This window comes from Micromonospora chaiyaphumensis (genome assembly GCF_900091435.1).
GTDB lineage: Bacteria > Actinomycetota > Actinomycetes > Mycobacteriales > Micromonosporaceae > Micromonospora > Micromonospora chaiyaphumensis.
This window is the reverse complement of record NZ_FMCS01000004.1, coordinates 190,480-206,047: the sequence shown is the minus strand read 5'-3', so window position 1 is coordinate 206,047 and position 15,568 is coordinate 190,480. Positions and strand designations below refer to the sequence as shown.

Annotated in this window: 14 protein-coding genes; 9 read left to right on the top strand and 5 right to left on the bottom strand. The window is 75.1% G+C overall.

Annotation, left to right across the window (positions count from 1 at the left end):
• Positions 1-71: 71 nt before the first annotated feature.
• From mshB to GA0070214_RS12945, 3 genes are all read left to right on the top strand, one after another.
• The gene (gene mshB, locus GA0070214_RS12955) at positions 72-995 is read left to right on the top strand and encodes an N-acetyl-1-D-myo-inositol-2-amino-2-deoxy-alpha-D-glucopyranoside deacetylase (RefSeq protein WP_208602749.1); all 924 of its coding nucleotides are present in this window, start codon (positions 72-74) and stop codon (positions 993-995) included.
• Between the two features lie 17 nt (positions 996-1,012).
• A complete protein-coding gene (locus tag GA0070214_RS12950; protein ID WP_208602748.1) occupies positions 1,013-1,486 on the top strand; it encodes a hypothetical protein in 474 nt (157 codons plus the stop codon).
• Between the two features lie 86 nt (positions 1,487-1,572).
• The gene (locus GA0070214_RS12945) at positions 1,573-2,037 is read left to right on the top strand and encodes a hypothetical protein (protein WP_091262472.1); all 465 of its coding nucleotides are present in this window, start codon (positions 1,573-1,575) and stop codon (positions 2,035-2,037) included.
• Between the two features lie 84 nt (positions 2,038-2,121).
• Here the strand turns inward: GA0070214_RS12945 and GA0070214_RS31840 are convergent, their stop codons facing one another.
• Both GA0070214_RS31840 and GA0070214_RS12935 read right to left on the bottom strand, forming a co-directional pair.
• Positions 2,122-3,225, bottom strand: a complete 1,104-nt coding sequence (locus GA0070214_RS31840; RefSeq protein WP_167364267.1) for a hypothetical protein — start codon at positions 3,223-3,225, stop codon at positions 2,122-2,124.
• A gap of 68 nt (positions 3,226-3,293) precedes the next feature.
• A complete protein-coding gene (locus GA0070214_RS12935; protein WP_091262470.1) occupies positions 3,294-4,244 on the bottom strand; it encodes a GNAT family N-acetyltransferase in 951 nt (316 codons plus the stop codon).
• A gap of 79 nt (positions 4,245-4,323) precedes the next feature.
• Here GA0070214_RS12935 and fdxA point away from each other — a divergent pair, with 79 nt between their 5' ends.
• Positions 4,324-4,650 (top strand): ferredoxin, encoded by a 327-nt coding sequence (fdxA, locus tag GA0070214_RS12930; RefSeq protein ID WP_007464872.1) that lies wholly within the window; start codon positions 4,324-4,326, stop codon positions 4,648-4,650.
• Positions 4,647-5,756 (top strand): succinyldiaminopimelate transaminase, encoded by a 1,110-nt coding sequence (gene dapC / locus GA0070214_RS12925; RefSeq protein ID WP_091263094.1) that lies wholly within the window; start codon positions 4,647-4,649, stop codon positions 5,754-5,756. The genes fdxA and dapC overlap by 4 nt, the downstream gene beginning before the upstream one ends.
• A 49-nt stretch (positions 5,757-5,805) precedes the next feature.
• Here the strand turns inward: dapC and GA0070214_RS12920 are convergent, their stop codons facing one another.
• The gene (locus tag GA0070214_RS12920) at positions 5,806-7,647 is read right to left on the bottom strand and encodes a M48 family metallopeptidase (protein WP_091262467.1); all 1,842 of its coding nucleotides are present in this window, start codon (positions 7,645-7,647) and stop codon (positions 5,806-5,808) included.
• 358 nt (positions 7,648-8,005) lie between these two features.
• On the opposite strand from GA0070214_RS12920, the gene GA0070214_RS12915 reads away from it, so the two are divergent.
• The 3 genes from GA0070214_RS12915 to GA0070214_RS12905 are packed head-to-tail and all read left to right on the top strand — an operon-like array spanning position 8,006 to position 10,325.
• The gene (locus tag GA0070214_RS12915; RefSeq protein WP_091262465.1) at positions 8,006-9,031 is read left to right on the top strand and encodes a prephenate dehydrogenase; all 1,026 of its coding nucleotides are present in this window, start codon (positions 8,006-8,008) and stop codon (positions 9,029-9,031) included.
• Positions 9,032-9,036: 5 nt separating this feature from the next.
• Positions 9,037-9,678: an SIMPL domain-containing protein gene (locus GA0070214_RS12910; RefSeq protein ID WP_091262463.1), complete on the top strand. Its 642-nt coding sequence runs from the start codon at positions 9,037-9,039 to the stop codon at positions 9,676-9,678.
• A complete protein-coding gene (locus GA0070214_RS12905) occupies positions 9,678-10,325 on the top strand; it encodes a nucleoside/nucleotide kinase family protein (RefSeq protein ID WP_091262461.1) in 648 nt (215 codons plus the stop codon). The genes GA0070214_RS12910 and GA0070214_RS12905 overlap by 1 nt, the downstream gene beginning before the upstream one ends.
• 162 nt (positions 10,326-10,487) lie before the next feature.
• Here the strand turns inward: GA0070214_RS12905 and GA0070214_RS12900 are convergent, their stop codons facing one another.
• Positions 10,488-11,054, bottom strand: a complete 567-nt coding sequence (locus GA0070214_RS12900) for a sugar O-acetyltransferase (protein WP_091262460.1) — start codon at positions 11,052-11,054, stop codon at positions 10,488-10,490.
• A 114-nt stretch (positions 11,055-11,168) separates the two neighbouring features.
• Here GA0070214_RS12900 and GA0070214_RS12895 point away from each other — a divergent pair, with 114 nt between their 5' ends.
• Positions 11,169-14,534, top strand: coding sequence for a S8 family serine peptidase (locus GA0070214_RS12895; RefSeq protein WP_167364266.1), 3,366 nt, complete (start codon positions 11,169-11,171; stop codon positions 14,532-14,534).
• 60 nt (positions 14,535-14,594) lie between these two features.
• Here GA0070214_RS12895 and dapD read toward each other — a convergent pair whose 3' ends face one another.
• A complete protein-coding gene (dapD, locus tag GA0070214_RS12890) occupies positions 14,595-15,554 on the bottom strand; it encodes a 2,3,4,5-tetrahydropyridine-2,6-dicarboxylate N-succinyltransferase (RefSeq protein WP_091263092.1) in 960 nt (319 codons plus the stop codon).
• Between the last annotated feature and the right edge of the window lie 14 nt (positions 15,555-15,568).

Sequence of the window (15,568 nt, the reverse complement as noted above, 5' to 3'; positions counted from 1 at the left end):
CGCGCGCCGGGCGTGATGTGGCCGACCTGGGCGGACGCGTAAGCCTCGGGTGGGCAGGACCGCCGGTTAGAGTGACGGGCGTGACGACGCTGCCCGACCGACGCCTGCTGCTGGTCCACGCGCACCCCGACGACGAGTCGATCGGGACCGGCGCGACGATGGCGCACTACGCCGCCACCGGCGCCCACGTCACCCTGGTGACCTGCACGCTCGGCGAGGAGGGCGAGATCCACGTGCCGGCGCTGGCGCAGCTCGCCGCGGCCGAGGCCGACCAGCTCGGCGGCTACCGCATCGGCGAGCTGTGGGCCGCCTGCGCCGCGCTCGGCGTCACCGACCACCGCTTCCTCGGCGGGGCGGGGCGCTACCGCGACTCCGGGATGATGGGGCTGGCCACCAACGAGCACCCCCGGGCGTTCTGGCAGGCCGACGTCGACGAGGCCGCCGGGTACCTGCTGGAGGTCATCCGCGAGGTCCGCCCGCAGGTGCTGATCACGTACGACCCGAACGGCTTCTACGGCCACCCCGACCACATCCAGGCGCACCGGGTGGCGATGCGCGGCGTGGAGCTCGCCGCCGCCGAGGGGATCGCCCCGGCGAAGGTCTACTGGACGGCGATGCCGCGCGGCGTGCTGGAGGCCGGCCTGGACGCGTTCACCGAGTCGTCGGACAACCCCTTCGCGGGCATCGACAGCGTCGACGAGCTGCCCTTCGGCACCCCCGACGAGGGGATCGCCGCCCGCATCGACGCCACCGACCGGCACACCGCCAAGGAGGCGGCCATGCGGGCGCACGCCACGCAGATCCCGGCCACCTCCTGGCTCTACTCGATCGCCGGCAACTTCGGCGCCGAGTTCATGGGGGTCGAGTTCTTCACCCTCGCGGTCGGCGAGAAGGGCCCGGGCAGCGGCCCGTACGGCTGGGAGGACGACCTCTTCGCCGGGTTGGCGCTGGACCGGCCGGACCGGTCCCCGGTCACGGCGGCCGGCCTCCGGTGACGCTGCCCACCGTACCCATGTCGGTCGCCCCCGAGCAGGAGCCCGCCGCGCCGCCCGAGCCGTCGGGCCGGGCGGTCGACCTCGCGCTGCGCGTCGCCGGCGGGGTGGTGGCGGTCTGGGCTGGCGTGCTCGCCGCCGTGCTCGACCTGCTCTACGCCACCTGGGCCTGGGAGGTGGTCAAGGGTCGCTCCGGCGGAGCCGGCAAGGCGCTGGTCGGCACCGCGCTCGCACTGGGCGGCGTCGCCGCGGTGGTGGTGCTGACGGTGCTCGTGAGCGGGTTCGCCCACCGCGCGGTCGGCGCCCGGTGGGCGGTGGCGCTGGCCGCCCTGCCCTGGTTCGTGGTGATCGTCGCGGGCGGCTTCCGCACGGTCGAGGGTGATCTCGCGCTCAGCGGCGACAACGTGCTCGGCCTCGGGCTGATCGTGGCCGGCGCCATCACGTTCGCGGTGCTGGGTTTCCGGCAGCTCGTGGTGCCGCCGCCGGTCCGCTGAGGGTGCAGACGCCGCACAGGTTGCGGTGGTAGATATTCCTGCCAGGAGCCCACCGTGACGGCGGGCGGTACGGCGGGAGGCGTGCGATGTTCCAGCGGTGGCGTGCGGTCGGCGTGCTGGCGGCCGCGTTGTTCGTGGTCAACGTGGTGGCCCGGTTGGTCATCAAGTTCGCCTTCCCGGACGACGACACCGCCGCCGGCCGGGTCTCGCTGGTGATGTTCCTGGTGATCGGGCTGATCCTGGCCGGCACGGCGTTCCGCTGGGGCGCGGACCGGCCGGCCGGCCACTGGACGGGCGACCTCGCCGTCGCGGTGGTCGTGGCGCTGGCGCTGACCGTCTTCGTGGGCCCGCTGCTGGTCGGCGAGAACCCGTTCGAGGGCGGTGCCGGCCTCTTCTTCGCCCAGATCTGGCTCTACCTCGCGGCGACCGTGGCCGGCGTGCTGGTCGGCTACCTGACCCTCACGGCGCTGGGCCGCGACCACCGCTCGCGGCAGCTCAAGCGCTACGCCGAGCTGAAGGCGGCGAAGCCCCGCAAGATCGTCCGCCGCTGAGGCCGATCCCGCCCGGCGCCTGCCCCGTCGGGCACGGCGTCCGGGCGGGACCGGCCCGCTGCGGTGTGCGCTTCGGCGCGCCGGCTACGGCCGGGGCTTCCGGGTGCCGGGAAGGGGTGGCGAGTCGACCGACTCGACGGCCTGGCCCGCGCCAGTCGTGATCATGGTGCCCTCCGGCGTGACCACCTCGTCCACCCGGTCCACCTCCGGCGGCACCATCGAGGCCACCACCCGGTCCGCCGCCGCCAGTGTCGACGCCGCACCCGCATCGCCGGTGACCCGGACCGGCTGCCGGTCGCCCGTTCCGACGTCGTGGGCGCCCGAACGGCTGCGCGGGACGCGGGCGCCGGTGCCGCCGTCCGCCCCGCCCCCCGGCGCGGGCGTGCGATCGGCCGGGGACGCCGGCAGCGCCGGCACCGTGGTCGCCTCCGAGCCGGCGCCCTCCAGTTCGGCGGCGCGGCGCTCGACCTCCTCAACCTCGGGGGCCTGCGGCGCCACGTCGGCGAGTTCCGCCGCTCGCCGCTCCACCTCCGCGAGCTCCGTGGCGTCCGGTGCCGCGCCCGCCGGCGTGGCCGACCGGCGCGTGGTCGATCCGGAGCCGCCCCGCGAACCGGAGGCGGGCTGCGAACCGGAGCCGGAGCTGGCTCGCGAAGCGGAGCTGCCACGGGAGCCAGAGCCGCCGCCCGAGCCTGAGCCGCTGCGGGAGCGGGTGGCCTTCCGGCCCTCGACCAGGGCCTGGACGAGGGCGTCGACCAGGTCGGGCTTCCGCATGTCGGTGGTGCCCGTGACGCCGCGTCGGCGGAGGCGGTCGCGGAGCTGGTCGACTGTGAGGCGGGCGATCTCGCTCTCGTTGACCTCGGGGGTGTTCGGGGTCTGGTTGCCGGGCTGCTCACCCGTGGAGCGGCGCGACGCCGAGCCGGAACCGCCGCCCGAGCCCGAGCTGCCGCGCGACCGGGTGGTCCTGCGGCCCTCGCGCAGTGCCTGGATGAGGGCGTCGACCAGTTCGGGCTTGCGCATGTCCGCCGTGCCGGTGACGCCGCGCCGGCGGAGGCGGTCGCGGAGCTGGTCGACCTTCAGGCGGGCGATCTCGCTCTCGTTGACGTCGGGGGTGTTCGGCGTCTGGTTGCCGGGCTGGTTCTTCGTCGCCGCCGCGCCGCTCCCGCGCCGCGCCGTGTGCTGCTTGGCCATCGAGCAGGTCCTTCCTCACCGGGGTACGGCTATCTCCGTACCCCGGACGACCTGCCGGAATCCTCGGGTCAGGCCGGGGCGACCCGGGTCAGGTACGTGTGGTGGGTGGCGAAGCCGAGCCGCTGGTAGAGGGCCACGGCCGGCGCGTTGCGCTGCTCGACCTGGAGGAAGGCGTGCGTGGCGCCCTCGGCGCGGCCCCAGTCGCTTAGCGCCCGGATGACCGCACCGGCGAAACCCCGCCGGCGGGCCTCGGGAAGCACCTCGATCAGCGTGAGGCCGAGCCAGCGCCCCTCGCCGGTGACCGTGCCCCGGCCCACCGCGAGCAGCCGCCCGTCCACGTGCAGGTGGGCGAAGCGGATCCGGTCCACGGCGGTGAGCACGTGCCGGGCGGCGTCCGGCAGCCCGCCCTTGCGGCCGGCGGCCACCGTCAGCCACTCGTCCGAGGGCACCGGTGCGAGGCCGACCGGGGGCAGGTCGGTACGCCCCGCCGGCAGCGCGGTGAGCGGCGCGGTCTGCACCAGCACCGGCGGCCGGGCGGTCCAGCCGCGCGCGTCCAGCTCGGCGCCGACCGGCGCGGCCAGCGGCAGCGGGGTGTTCACCATGGCGGGCTGGCCGTGCTCGGCGTACCAGCGCTGCACCGCGTCGAGCGCGGCGGGCAGCGGGCGGTCCGGGTCGCCGACCGGCAGCGCGCTGTTCGCCCGGCCGGTCCAGCCGTCGGCGCCGCGCAGCAGCCAGTCGCCGAGCCGCCCGCGTACCGGGGCGGGCCACGCCTCGTCGGCGGCCAGTTCCAGGGCGATCACGGCGGCGGCCGTCGGCCGGCGGGCCGGCGGCACCCGTTTCGCGCGGTGCACCTCGTCCACCGGGACCCGCAGCCGGCCGCGGTCGGTGGCCAGCGTGATGTGGGTCTCGCTCAGTTCGACCAGCTCGCCGAGCGCGTCGGTGAAGAGCGGCCGGCCTTCGCGAATCCCCACAATACGCCGGACCACGATCCGGTGTCCCACGTCCTGCTGTCGGAGCACGATCGACCCCCTCCCCGGCGAGATACTAGGCTCTTACCGTCGCGGATGATCGCGGCGAGTCTTGCGGAGGAGAAGACCGGTGACCTACATCATCGCCGAGCCGTGCGTGGATGTGCTCGACAAGGCATGCATCGAGGAGTGCCCGGTCGACTGCATCTACGAGGGCAATCGGATGCTCTACATCCACCCCGACGAGTGCGTCGACTGTGGTGCCTGTGAGCCGGTCTGCCCGGTCGAAGCGATCTTCTACGAGGACGACGTCCCGGAGCAGTGGAAGGACTACACCGGGGCGAACTACGAGTTCTTCGAGGATCTCGGCTCGCCGGGCGGCGCCTCCAAGATCGGCAAGGTGGAGAAGGACGCGACCTTCGTGGCCGCGCAGCCGCCGCGCGGAGAGGGCCACTGAACCGGCCCGCGCCGGTCTCGGCACGGCTGCCCGAGTTCACCTGGGACACCCTGGACGCCGCGGCCGCGACGGCCGCGGCGCACCCGGGCGGTCTCATCAACCTCTCGATGGGCACGCCGGTCGACCCGGTGCCCGCGCTGATCCGGCAGGCGCTGGCCGACGCGTCCGACGCGCCCGGTTACCCGCTGACCGCGGGCACGCCCGCGCTGCGGGACGCCATCGCGGCCTGGGTGGCCCGCGCCTGCGGGGCGGGCGTCGACGGGCTCGGGGTGCTGCCCACGATCGGCTCCAAGGAGCTGGTCGCCTGGCTGCCCACGCTGCTCGGCATCGGCCCCGGTGACGTCGTCGTGGTGCCGTCCATCGCCTACCCGACGTACGAGGACGGGGCCCGGCTGGCCGGCGCCACCACGGTGCGCACCGACTCGCTGACCGCCCTCGGCCCCGACCCGCGGGTCCGGCTGGTCTGGGTGAACTCGCCCGGCAACCCGACCGGCCGGGTGCTGCCCGCCGGCCACCTGCGCAAGGTGGTCGACTGGGCGCGGGAGCGCGGCGCGGTGGTCGCCAGCGACGAGTGCTACCTGCCGCTGGGCTGGGACGCCCAGCCCGTCTCGGTGCTCTCGCCCGAGGTGTGCGGCGGGTCGTACGAGGGCGTGCTGGCGGTGCACTCGCTGTCCAAGCGCTCCAACCTGGCCGGCTACCGGGCCGGCTTCGTGGCCGGTGACCCGGCGCTGGTGGCCGAGCTGCTCAAGATCCGTAAGCACGCCGGCATGATCGTGCCCGCCCCGGTGCAGGCCGCCATGGTGGCCGCGCTGGGCGATCAGGCACACGCCGACGCGCAGCGGGAGCGCTACCGGGCCCGGCGGGAGAAGCTCCGCGCGGCGTTCACCGCCGCCGGCTTCACCGTCGAGCACTCCGAGGCCGGGCTCTATCTCTGGCTGACCCGCGACGAGGAGTGCTGGGACACCGTCGACTGGCTGGCCCGCCGCGGCATCCTGGTCGCCGCCGGCGTCTTCTACGGCCCGGCCGGCGCCCGGCACGTCCGGGTGGCCCTGACCGAGTCGGACGAGCACGTCGACGCGGTCGCCGGCCGGCTCGCCGAGGTCTGACCACCCGCCGCGGCGGCCGGCCCCGAGGGGGTCGGCCGCCGCGACCGGGTCATTCGTTGATCTGCTCGAACACCCGCAGCAGCGTGTCCCGGCTGTGCTTCTCCAGGAACTCGCTGGCCATCAGCTCCTGCACCTGCACGCTCCTGCCGTCGTGGAGGGTGATGACCGCCTTCAGCGGCACCCGCTTGGTCACCTGGACCGAGCGGATCTCCTCGTACGGCAGGAACGGGTTCCGGCTGGCCACCTCGGCGACCGGCGTCGCGCTCAGCACCTCCTTGAGCCGCTTCTCACCCTCGTGCGCCTTCCCCGGGTCGGGGACCAGGACCAGGCCGTTGTCCAGCACGTACACGTCGTGCTCCCGGCCGTCGATCTTGATATTCGCGAGCGCGGCGATCAGGTCGGCGTTCCGCGCCGAGGCCCGGGTCTGGACCACCGTCGACTGCCGCACGTCGACGCCCAGCTCGGCCAGGCGGGCGAGCGCCTCGTCCAGCGTCTCCGGTGCGACCGCCAGCTTGGCGATCTCGGCCAGGTCCCACGGCTCGCCCGAGCGACCGACCAGCCGGGCGGGGTCGGACCAGGAGAGCTGCCAGTAGGCCCGGCCCGAGCGGACCGCCGCGTTGTCGAGCAGCGACTCCATCGGGCCGGCGAAGGCGGCCGCCGCCTCCCGGCGGGTGGCGTTGGTGAAGAACTGCTCGGCGAACTCACCGAGCCGGCCGGCGCGGACCAGCTCCAGCACGGTGGGCAGGCCCGGCTCCGGCGTGCCGGTGAACCGGCCGGCCGCGCGGTAGATCCGGTCCGCCCGCTGCTGCACCCCGGCGGCGATCGACTCGGCGATGAACTCCGGCCAGGGCAGCAGGCGGCGGGAGCCGTGCGCGACGATCAGGCTCTGGAGGGCCCGGCCGGCGCCCACCACGTCGGCGAGCATGGCCCAGGCCGGCCGGTCGTCCGGTGTGACGTGCACCGGAGGGATCTGCTCCATCGCGGCGACGCGCGTGCCGATCGGCGGGTGGGTGTCCCAGCGGGACGCCGGCCCCTCCGGGGCGTTCTCCCGCAGCTCCTCGATCTCGTTCCGGCGCGCCTGCAGGAGGTGGCCGAAGCCCCCGAAGAAGTCGTCCGGCGCCAGCCCGACCGACCAACCCGGGTCGACGTACCGGGTCTCGTAGAAGCGCCAGGCCGCGTCGAGGGCGGGCAGGGTCCGCAGCGCCGAGGCCGCCGCCTGGTGCCCGGCGATCTGCACCGAGGCGCGGTCCGCCTCCAGTTCCTGGCGCCGGGACGCGGCGTTGTCGACCAGCAGGTAGAGCTTCGCGTACTGCTTGAAGACCCAGCCGATCGGGTTGCGCGGGCTGATCCGCTCGATGGTCTCGCCGATGGCCAGCCGGCCCCGGTAGGCGACCCCGCCCAAGCGGGTGTGCCGGCCGGAGTAGTGGCCCAGCTCGTGCGCCAGCACCGAGCGGAGCTGGTCGACCCGCAAGGCCTGGAGCAGCGGCAGTCCGACGTAGAGGGTGCGCCGGCCGCCGATCAGGCCGAGCAGGCGGCTCTGCTCGCCGACCGCCGCGTTCACCTCGGGCACCAGGCGGATCTCGTCGGGCGCGCGGGTGCCGACCGCGGTGGCCAGCTCCCGCACCGTGGCCCAGAGCCACGGCGCCCCCCGCTCGTCCAGGATCAGGCCGGGCGCCGGCTCGTTCTTCGTACGGATCGCCTTCCACAGCCCGACCCCGACGGCGCCGAGGGCGACGACCAGCGGGAGCAGCAGCTTGCCCGTGATCACGCCGCTGGTGTGGCTGAACAGCCAGGCGCCGAGCGCGACCACGGCGGCGAGCTGGAGCAGCGCGACGACGTAGAAACCGATCAACATGACCACCGAGGCGAGTGCCCGGTAGGTGGCGGACATGCGCTTCCCTTTCCCCGTTGTGACCGGCCCGTCCGGTCGGGCCGCCGGGGGACCGTACGACGCGAGCGCGGCTCGGACAACCCCCATCCGGCCCGCCCCACGATCTCCGTCGACGCGTCTGCCTTTCCGACACCACGTCCCGGGCCTTCCTGGTCACCTCGGCGGCGGGGCGCTTCCAGGCCCTCGGTGACATGGTCACCGAGCTGCCGTGGGCGTACTTCGGCGACCCGGGGAGGGCTTTCGCCCGGTGGCGGGGGACGGTGACCGAGGGCCGGTGCTGAGCCGCGGACGGTATCCTCGGCGGGACTTCCAGCGGGGCCGGGCCGGCCCCGCGACGACGGGACGCCGAGGTGGGCCGATGGTGGGCGGGGCCGGCGGGCAGGCACGGGCGGCGGTGGTCGGCACGGGCCTGATCGGGGGCTCGGTGCTGCTCCGGCTCCGCGACGCCGGGCTCGACGTGGCCGGCTGGGACCCGGATCCCGCGACCCGCCGGCGGGTCCGCGAGCAGGGCGTCGCCGCGCCGGACACGGTCGAGGAGGCGGTCGCCGGCCGGGACGTGGTCTTCCTCTGCGGCCCGCTGCCCACCCTGCCCGCGACCGTGGCCCGGGTGGCCGCGGCCACCGACGACCGGTGCGTGCTCACCGACGTGGGCAGCACCAAGGCCGAGGTGGCCACGGCCGCCGCCACACAGGGGCTCGGGCACCGGTTCGTGCCCGGCCACCCGATGGCCGGCGCCGACCGGGCCGGCCTCGACGCGGCCACCCCGGCGCTGCTCGACGGGGCCGCCTGGGTGCTCTGCCCCGGGCCCACCGGGATGCCGGCGTTCCGGCGGCTCGCCGCGCTGCTCATCGACGTCTTCCACGCGCGGGTGGTGCCGATGTCGGCCCCGGAGCACGACAGCGCCGCCGCGCTCGCCTCCCACCTGCCCCACCTGCTCGCCGGGGCCCTGGCCGGGACGGTGCAGCGGTCGGCGCTGCGCGACGCGGTGCTCGCGCTCGCCGCCGGCAGCTTCTCCGACGGCACCCGGGTGGCCGGCGGCCCGCCCGAGCGGACCGCGAACATGCTGCTCGGCAACCGCGAGCGGGTGCTGGCCGAGCTGGACGCCGTCCGCGCCTACCTCGACGAGCTGACCGAGGCGCTGCGGGCCGGCGACCCCGGCAAGCTGGCCGGCCGGCTCGCCGAGGGCCGCACGGCCCGGGCCGCCCTGCACGGCCGGGCGTTCACCGCCCACCGGCGGGAGTTCCCGGCCGCCGCCGACCACGCCGGGGAGCTGGCCTTCCTGCGCGAGCTGGGGGCGGCCGGCGGTCACCTGACCGGCTGCCGGGTGGCCGGGGCCGCGGTCACCTACACGGCCCACCTCCCGGCCACCCCGCCACTAGGCTGAGCGGCATGGCGGACGCACCGGTCGTGGCGGTACGCGGCGAGGCGTACCGGGAGGTCGCCCCCGAGCTGGCCCGGTTCACGGTGACCGCCACCGCGCGCGATCGTGACCGGGAGACGACGCTGACCCGGCTGGCCGAGCGGGCCGCCGCCGTGCGGGTGCTGCTCGACGCGGCCGAGCCGGCCGTGGAGCGGCGCGAGACCGGCCAGCTCCGGGTCTGGCCGGAGACGAAGCGCTCGGGTGAGCGGGTGATCGCCTACCACGGCAGCGTGACCACCACGGTCACCGTGGTCGACTTCAGGGCGCTCGGCGAACTCATGGTCCGCCTCGCCGACCAGGAGCAGGTCGAGCTGGCCGGCCCGTGGTGGTCGCTGCGACCGGACAGCCCGGCCTACCGGGAGGCCCGGCACGCCGCGATCGCGGACGCGCTGGCGCGCGCCCGGGAATACGCGGAGGCGCTGGGTGCCCGGGTGACCGCCCTGGTGGAGCTGGCCGACACCGGCCTGTCCAGCGCCCCGCCGCTGCTGGCCAAGGCGGGCTTCGCACGGGCCGGGGAGGCCGCGCCCGAGCTGGAGCTGGACCCGCAGCCGCAGCCCGTGCAGGCGGCCGTGGAGGCCCGGTTCACCATCAGCGAGCCGGTGCTCGGCTGATGCCGCCCGCGCAGACGCTCCCGCTCGGCGAGCTGGTGGCCCGGGCTCGGGCCCTCGCCGGGGACGGCCCGCGGCAGCTGCTCGGCATCACCGGGGCGCCCGGGGCCGGCAAGTCCACGCTGGCCGAGCGGATCGTCGCCGAGGTCGGCCCGGCCGCCCGGCTCGTGCCGATGGACGGCTTCCACCTGGCCCAGTCGGAGCTGGTCCGGCTGGGCCGGGAGGCGCGCAAGGGCGCACCGGACACGTTCGACGTCAACGGCTTCGTCTCCACCCTGCGGCGGCTGCGGCGGCTGGAGCCGACCTCGGTGTGGGCGCCGGCCTTCCGCCGCGACCTGGAGGAGCCGGTCGCGGGTGCCATCGAGGTGCCGCCCGAGGTGCGGCTCGTGGTGACCGAGGGCAACTACCTGCTGCTGCGCGACGACCCGTGGGAGGAGGTGCGCACGCTGCTGCACCAGGTTTGGTTCCTCGACCTCGACGCCGAGCTGCGGGTGCGCCGACTCACCGCCCGTCACGAGGCGTACGGGAAGACGCCGGAGCAGGCCCGCGCCTGGGCGCTCGGCAGCGACGAGGCGAACGCCCGGCTCGTCGCCGGCACCGCCGACCACGCCGACCTGGTGGTCCGGCTGGCCGACCCCCTGCCGGGGTGACGGCACGGCCCGGCGCAGCAGCCGGGCCACCACCGCCCCCGGGTGAAGTCGGCCGCCTCGGGATAGCCGCTGTGGTCGCGGACGGGCGGATCGGCCACCTCGCCACCCGTCGGGTGCAGCGCCTCGGGGTCGATGACCGCGATGAGGCGTCGTTTCCACAGCTCAGGCGGTCTCTTCGAGGGTCCGGACCGGGCGGGCGGGGTTACCCACGGCCACCACATTGGCGGGTAGATCCTTGGTCACGACCGCGCCGGCGCCGACCACGGTGTTCTCCCCGATGGTCACGCCGGCCAGCACGATCACGCCGCCGCCCAGCCAGACGTTGTCGCCGATGGTGATCGGCTGGGCCGCCTCCCACTTGGCCCGCCGGGCCGCCGGCTCGACCGGGTGGGTGGCGGTGAGGAGCTGCACGTTCGGTCCGATCTGGACGTCCGCACCGATGGTGATCCGTGCGACGTCGAGGAAGACCGCGTTGAAGTTGACGAAGGTGCGCGGCCCGATGTGGGTTTGGTAGCCGTAGTCGCAGTAGAGCGGCGGCCGCACCCACGCGTCCTCGCCGACCGAGCCGAGCAGCTCGCGGAGGGCGGCGAGGCGTCCCTCGGGGTCGTCGGCCGAGCTGCGGTTGAAGTGCTCGCTGAGCCGGGCGGCCCGGTCCAGATCGGCGATGATCTCGGGATCGTCGGCGATGTACAACTCGCCGGCGAGCATGCGGTCCTTCATGGCGGTCACCCGGCGATCATGCCCCGCGTCGTGGTGGACGTGGCCCCGGTTCAGTCGGATTGACGACTTCCGATTGCATACGCGGTATGTAATTCTGGCAATCTCCGTCGATGCCACCCATCGATGAAGACGCTTGACGAAGGAGGAACGTTGCGCCGAAATCGAAGAAGAATCGCCGGCCTCGGCCTCACCCTCGGGCTGGCGCTGGGCGTGCCCGTGCCGGCCGGCGCCGCTCCCGCGGCAGCCCCGCACGGCGCCCCGGCCCGCACCGCGGCCCCCGCCGCCGAGCCGCTCACCGTCACCCTTATCACCGGCGACCGGGTCACCCTCACCGCGGCCGGTCAGGCCGCGGTCCGCCCCGGCGCCGGCCGCGCCGGGATCGGCTTCCTGGTCGGCCGGGAACGCGGCCACCTCACCGTGCTGCCCCAGGACGCGCTGCCCCTGGTCCGGGCCGGCCGGGTCGACCGGCGGCTGTTCGACGTCACCGGACTGGTCGCGGCCGGCTACGACGACGCCCGGCGGGACACGCTGCCGCTGCTCGTGTCGTACCGGCCGGGGTCGGCCCGACGGGCGGCGGCCCCGGTGGCCGGCACCCGGCTGACCCGCGACCTGCCGGCGATCGGCGGCGCGGCGCTGGTCGCGACGAAGGCCGACGCCGGCGCGGTCTGGAACGCGGTCACGGCCGACCGGGCCGGTGCCCGGGTCGACGCGGCGGGGGATGTCGACCGGATCTGGCTGGACGGCCGGCGGCGGGTGACCCTCGACCACAGCGTGCCGCAGATCGGCGCACCCACCGCCTGGGCCGCCGGCTTCACCGGCAAGGGGGTCAGCGTCGCGGTGCTCGACACCGGCGTCGACCTCACCCACCCCGACCTGGCCGGCCGGGTCGCCGACGCGCGCAACTTCAGCGAGGCGGTCGAGCAGGACGACACGGTCGGGCACGGCACCCACGTCGCCTCGATCATCGCGGGCAGCGGGGCCGCCTCCGGCGGGAAGTACCGCGGCGTCGCTCCCGACGCCACCCTGCTCTCCGGCAAGGTCTGCGAGAACCAGGGCTGCACCGAGTCGGCGATCCTCGCCGGCATGCAGTGGGCCGCGGCCGAGAAGCACGCCACCGTGGTCAACATGAGCCTCAGCGGCGCGGACTTCCCCGAGGTCGACCCGCTGGAGCAGGCCGTCGAGACGCTGACCGCCCAGACCGGAACGCTCTTCGTGGTGGCCGCCGGCAACGACGGCGCCGACGGCTCGGTCGGCTCGCCGGCCACCGCCGACGCCGCGCTGGCGGTCGGCGCGGTCGACCGGGACGACGCGCTGGCCGACTTCTCCAGCCGGGGGCCGCGGGTCGACGGCGGGATCAAGCCGGACATCACCGCCCCGGGCGTCGAGATCGTGGCCGCCCGGGCCGCCAACGGCGCCATCGGCGATCCGGTGGGGGAGAAGTACGTCTCCCTCTCCGGCACCTCGATGGCCACGCCGCACGTGGCCGGCGCGGCAGCGCTGCTCGCCCAGCAGCACCCCGGCTGGACCGCCGGGCGGTACAAGGCCACCCTCATGGCCTCGGCCAAGCCGCACCCCGACCAGACGGCGTTCCAGCAGGGCGCCGGCCGGGTCGACGTGGCCCACGCGATCACCGAGCAGGTGACCAGCGACCCGCCCAGCGTCTCGTTCGGGGTGGCCGCCTGGCCGCACGGCGACGACCAGCCGATCGCCCGCACGGTCACCTACCGCAACGGCGGCACCGCCCCGCTCACCCTCGACCTCGCCGCCGAGGTCACCGGCCCGGACGGGCGTACCGCCCCGGCCGGCATGTTCACCCTCGGCGCGTCGCGGCTCACCGTGCCGGCCGGCGGGACGGCCCAGGTCACCGTCACGGCGGACACCCGGCTCGGCGGCCTGGACGGCTACTGGACCGGCCGGCTGGTGGCCCGCGCCGGCGACGCGGTCGCGGTGACCCCGCTCGCGGTGAACCGCGAGGTGGAGAGCTACGACCTGACCGTCACGCACCGGGACCGGGCCGGCAAGCTCACCGGTGACTACTTCACCACCCTGGTCGGTCTCGACGCCGTCGTGTACCGGGACGTGTACGACCCCGACGGCGAGGCGCGGATCCGCCTCCCGAAGGGCCGCTACGGCCTGAACAGCCTCATCTACGTGCCGGGGGAGGAGGGCTGGACCGAGGTCTCCATGCTGGCCCAGCCCGAACTGGTGGTGGGCGGCGACCAGCGGCTCACCGTCGACGCCCGGCGGGCGAAGCCGGTGCGGTCCACCGTGCCGCAGCGCGGCGCGGCCCCGCTGCTGATCGACCTCTCGGCCAACTGGTCCACTGCGGACTTCTCCTACGGGTTCGGGCTCTGGACGTTCAGCTTCGACGGCCTCCACAGCGGCCAGCTCGGGCGCGGCGTCTCCGACTCGCTCTTCGTCGCCGCCCTGGCCAGCCAGTGGCTCGAACCGACGGCGCCGGAGCGCAGCCCGTACTTCTACGCCCTCAACGAGCTGTTCCCGGGCCGGATGCCGACCGGGTTCGTCCGGCACTACCGGCCGGCCGACCTGGCCACCGTGACGCACCGGTTCGCGGCCGGCTACGCGGGGCTGGACAACGAGCGGATCGTCTTCCCGGAGTCCGACTACAACATCGGCGGCTCGGCGATCGTCGTGCCCGTCCCGGTGCCCGGCAAGCGGGTCGAGCACTACAACACGGCCCGCACCCGGTGGAGTTCCGAACTGGACTTCGGCACGCGGGGCGAGGACGGCTGGCTGGAGGTGCAGGCGGTGCTGGCGTCGGTGCCCACCCGGTACCGGGCCGGCCGGACCTACCGGGAGGACTGGAACAGCGCGCCGTACGGGCCGTCGTTCCCGCAGCCGCGCTGGCCCGAGCAGGGCATCACGCGCAACGGCGACACCCTCGTGGTCGACCTGCCGGTGCACAGCGACGCCGCCGGACATCCGGGTGGCTCGCTCAACGACACCGAACGGACCGCCCTCTACCGCAACGGGAAGCTGCTCGCCGAGCAGGCCACCCCGGGGTACGCCGACTTCCAGGTGCCGCCGGGCGCAGCCAGCTACCGGCTGGAGACCTCCGCCACGCGGGGCTTCACCGACCTGAGCACCGAGGTGTCGGCGACCTGGACGTTCCGCTCCCGGCACGTCCCGGGTGACGACTGGGTGCGGCTGCCCGCCATGGCGGTCCGCTTCGCCCCGCCGCTGGCCGTGGACAGCAGCGCCCCGGCCGGCCGGACCTTCACCATCCCGGTGACGGTGCAGCGCCAGCCCGGCGCACCGGCGGCCCCGGTCGCGGCGCTCACCGTCGACGTCTCCTACGACGGCGGGAAGACCTGGCGCAGGGCGGCCCTGCACAAGCAGGGCGCGGGCTGGGCGGCCACCGTCCGGCACCCGGCCGGACCCGGTCACGCCTCCCTGCGGGCCACCGCCCGGGACGGCGCCGGCAACACGGTCACCGAGCGGATCATCCAGGCGTACCGCCTGCGGTGACGTCGTCCGGACGGCGGACGGGCCGGGGCGTCGCGACCCCGGCCCGCTCCGCGTCGCGGGTCAGTCGTTGGCGTGCAGCGCCGCGTTCAGCTCGATGCCCCGGCCGCTGCGCGGCTTCGCCTCCAGCGCGCCGGTCACCGAGTTGCGCCAGAACAGCAGGCCGTCCACCCCGGAGATCTCGCGGGCCTTGACCACCCGCCCGTCCGGCAGGGTGATCTTCGAGGCGGCGGTGATGTAGCAGCCGGCCTCGACCACGCAGTCGTCGCCCAGGGTGATGCCCACACCCGCGTTCGCGCCGACCAGGCTCCGCTCGCCGATGCGCACCTTCTCGGTGCCGCCGCCGGAGAGGGTGCCCATGATCGAGGCGCCACCGCCGATGTCGGAGCCGTCACCGACCACCACGCCCTGCACGATCCGGCCCTCGACCATCGAGGTGCCCAGTGTGCCGGCGTTGAAGTTGACGAAGCCCTCGTGCATGACGGTGGTGCCGGCGGCCAGGTGCGCGCCGAGCCGGACCCGGTCCGCGTCGGCGATGCGCACGCCGGCCGGGACCACGTAGTCGGTCATCCGGGGGAACTTGTCCACCCCGTGAACGGCCAGGTGGCGGCCGGCGGCCCGCTCGATGACCCGCAGCTCGTCGACCCGCTCCGGCGGGCACGGTCCGGCCGAGGTCCAGGCCACGTTGGCCAGCTTGCCGAAGATGCCGTCGAGGTTGAGCTCGTTGGGCCGCACCAGGCGGTGGGAGAGCAGGTGCAACCGCAGGTACGCGTCGGGCGCGTCCTTGATCGGGTCGTCCAGCGAGCCGATCACGGTGACCACCTGGACGGTACGCAGGCCGGGCAGCGCCCGCTCGCCGACCGCGCCGGGCGGCAGGTCGAGCACGTCGGCCTCGTCCTCACCGGCGACCAGCGGCAGGTCGCCGAGCCCCAGCTTGCCGGTCGGGTACCAGGTGTCCAGCACCTGGTCGTCAGCGGTGATCGTGGCCAGGCCGATGCCCCAGGCAGACTGTGCGGTCGTCACGAAAATGACGGTAC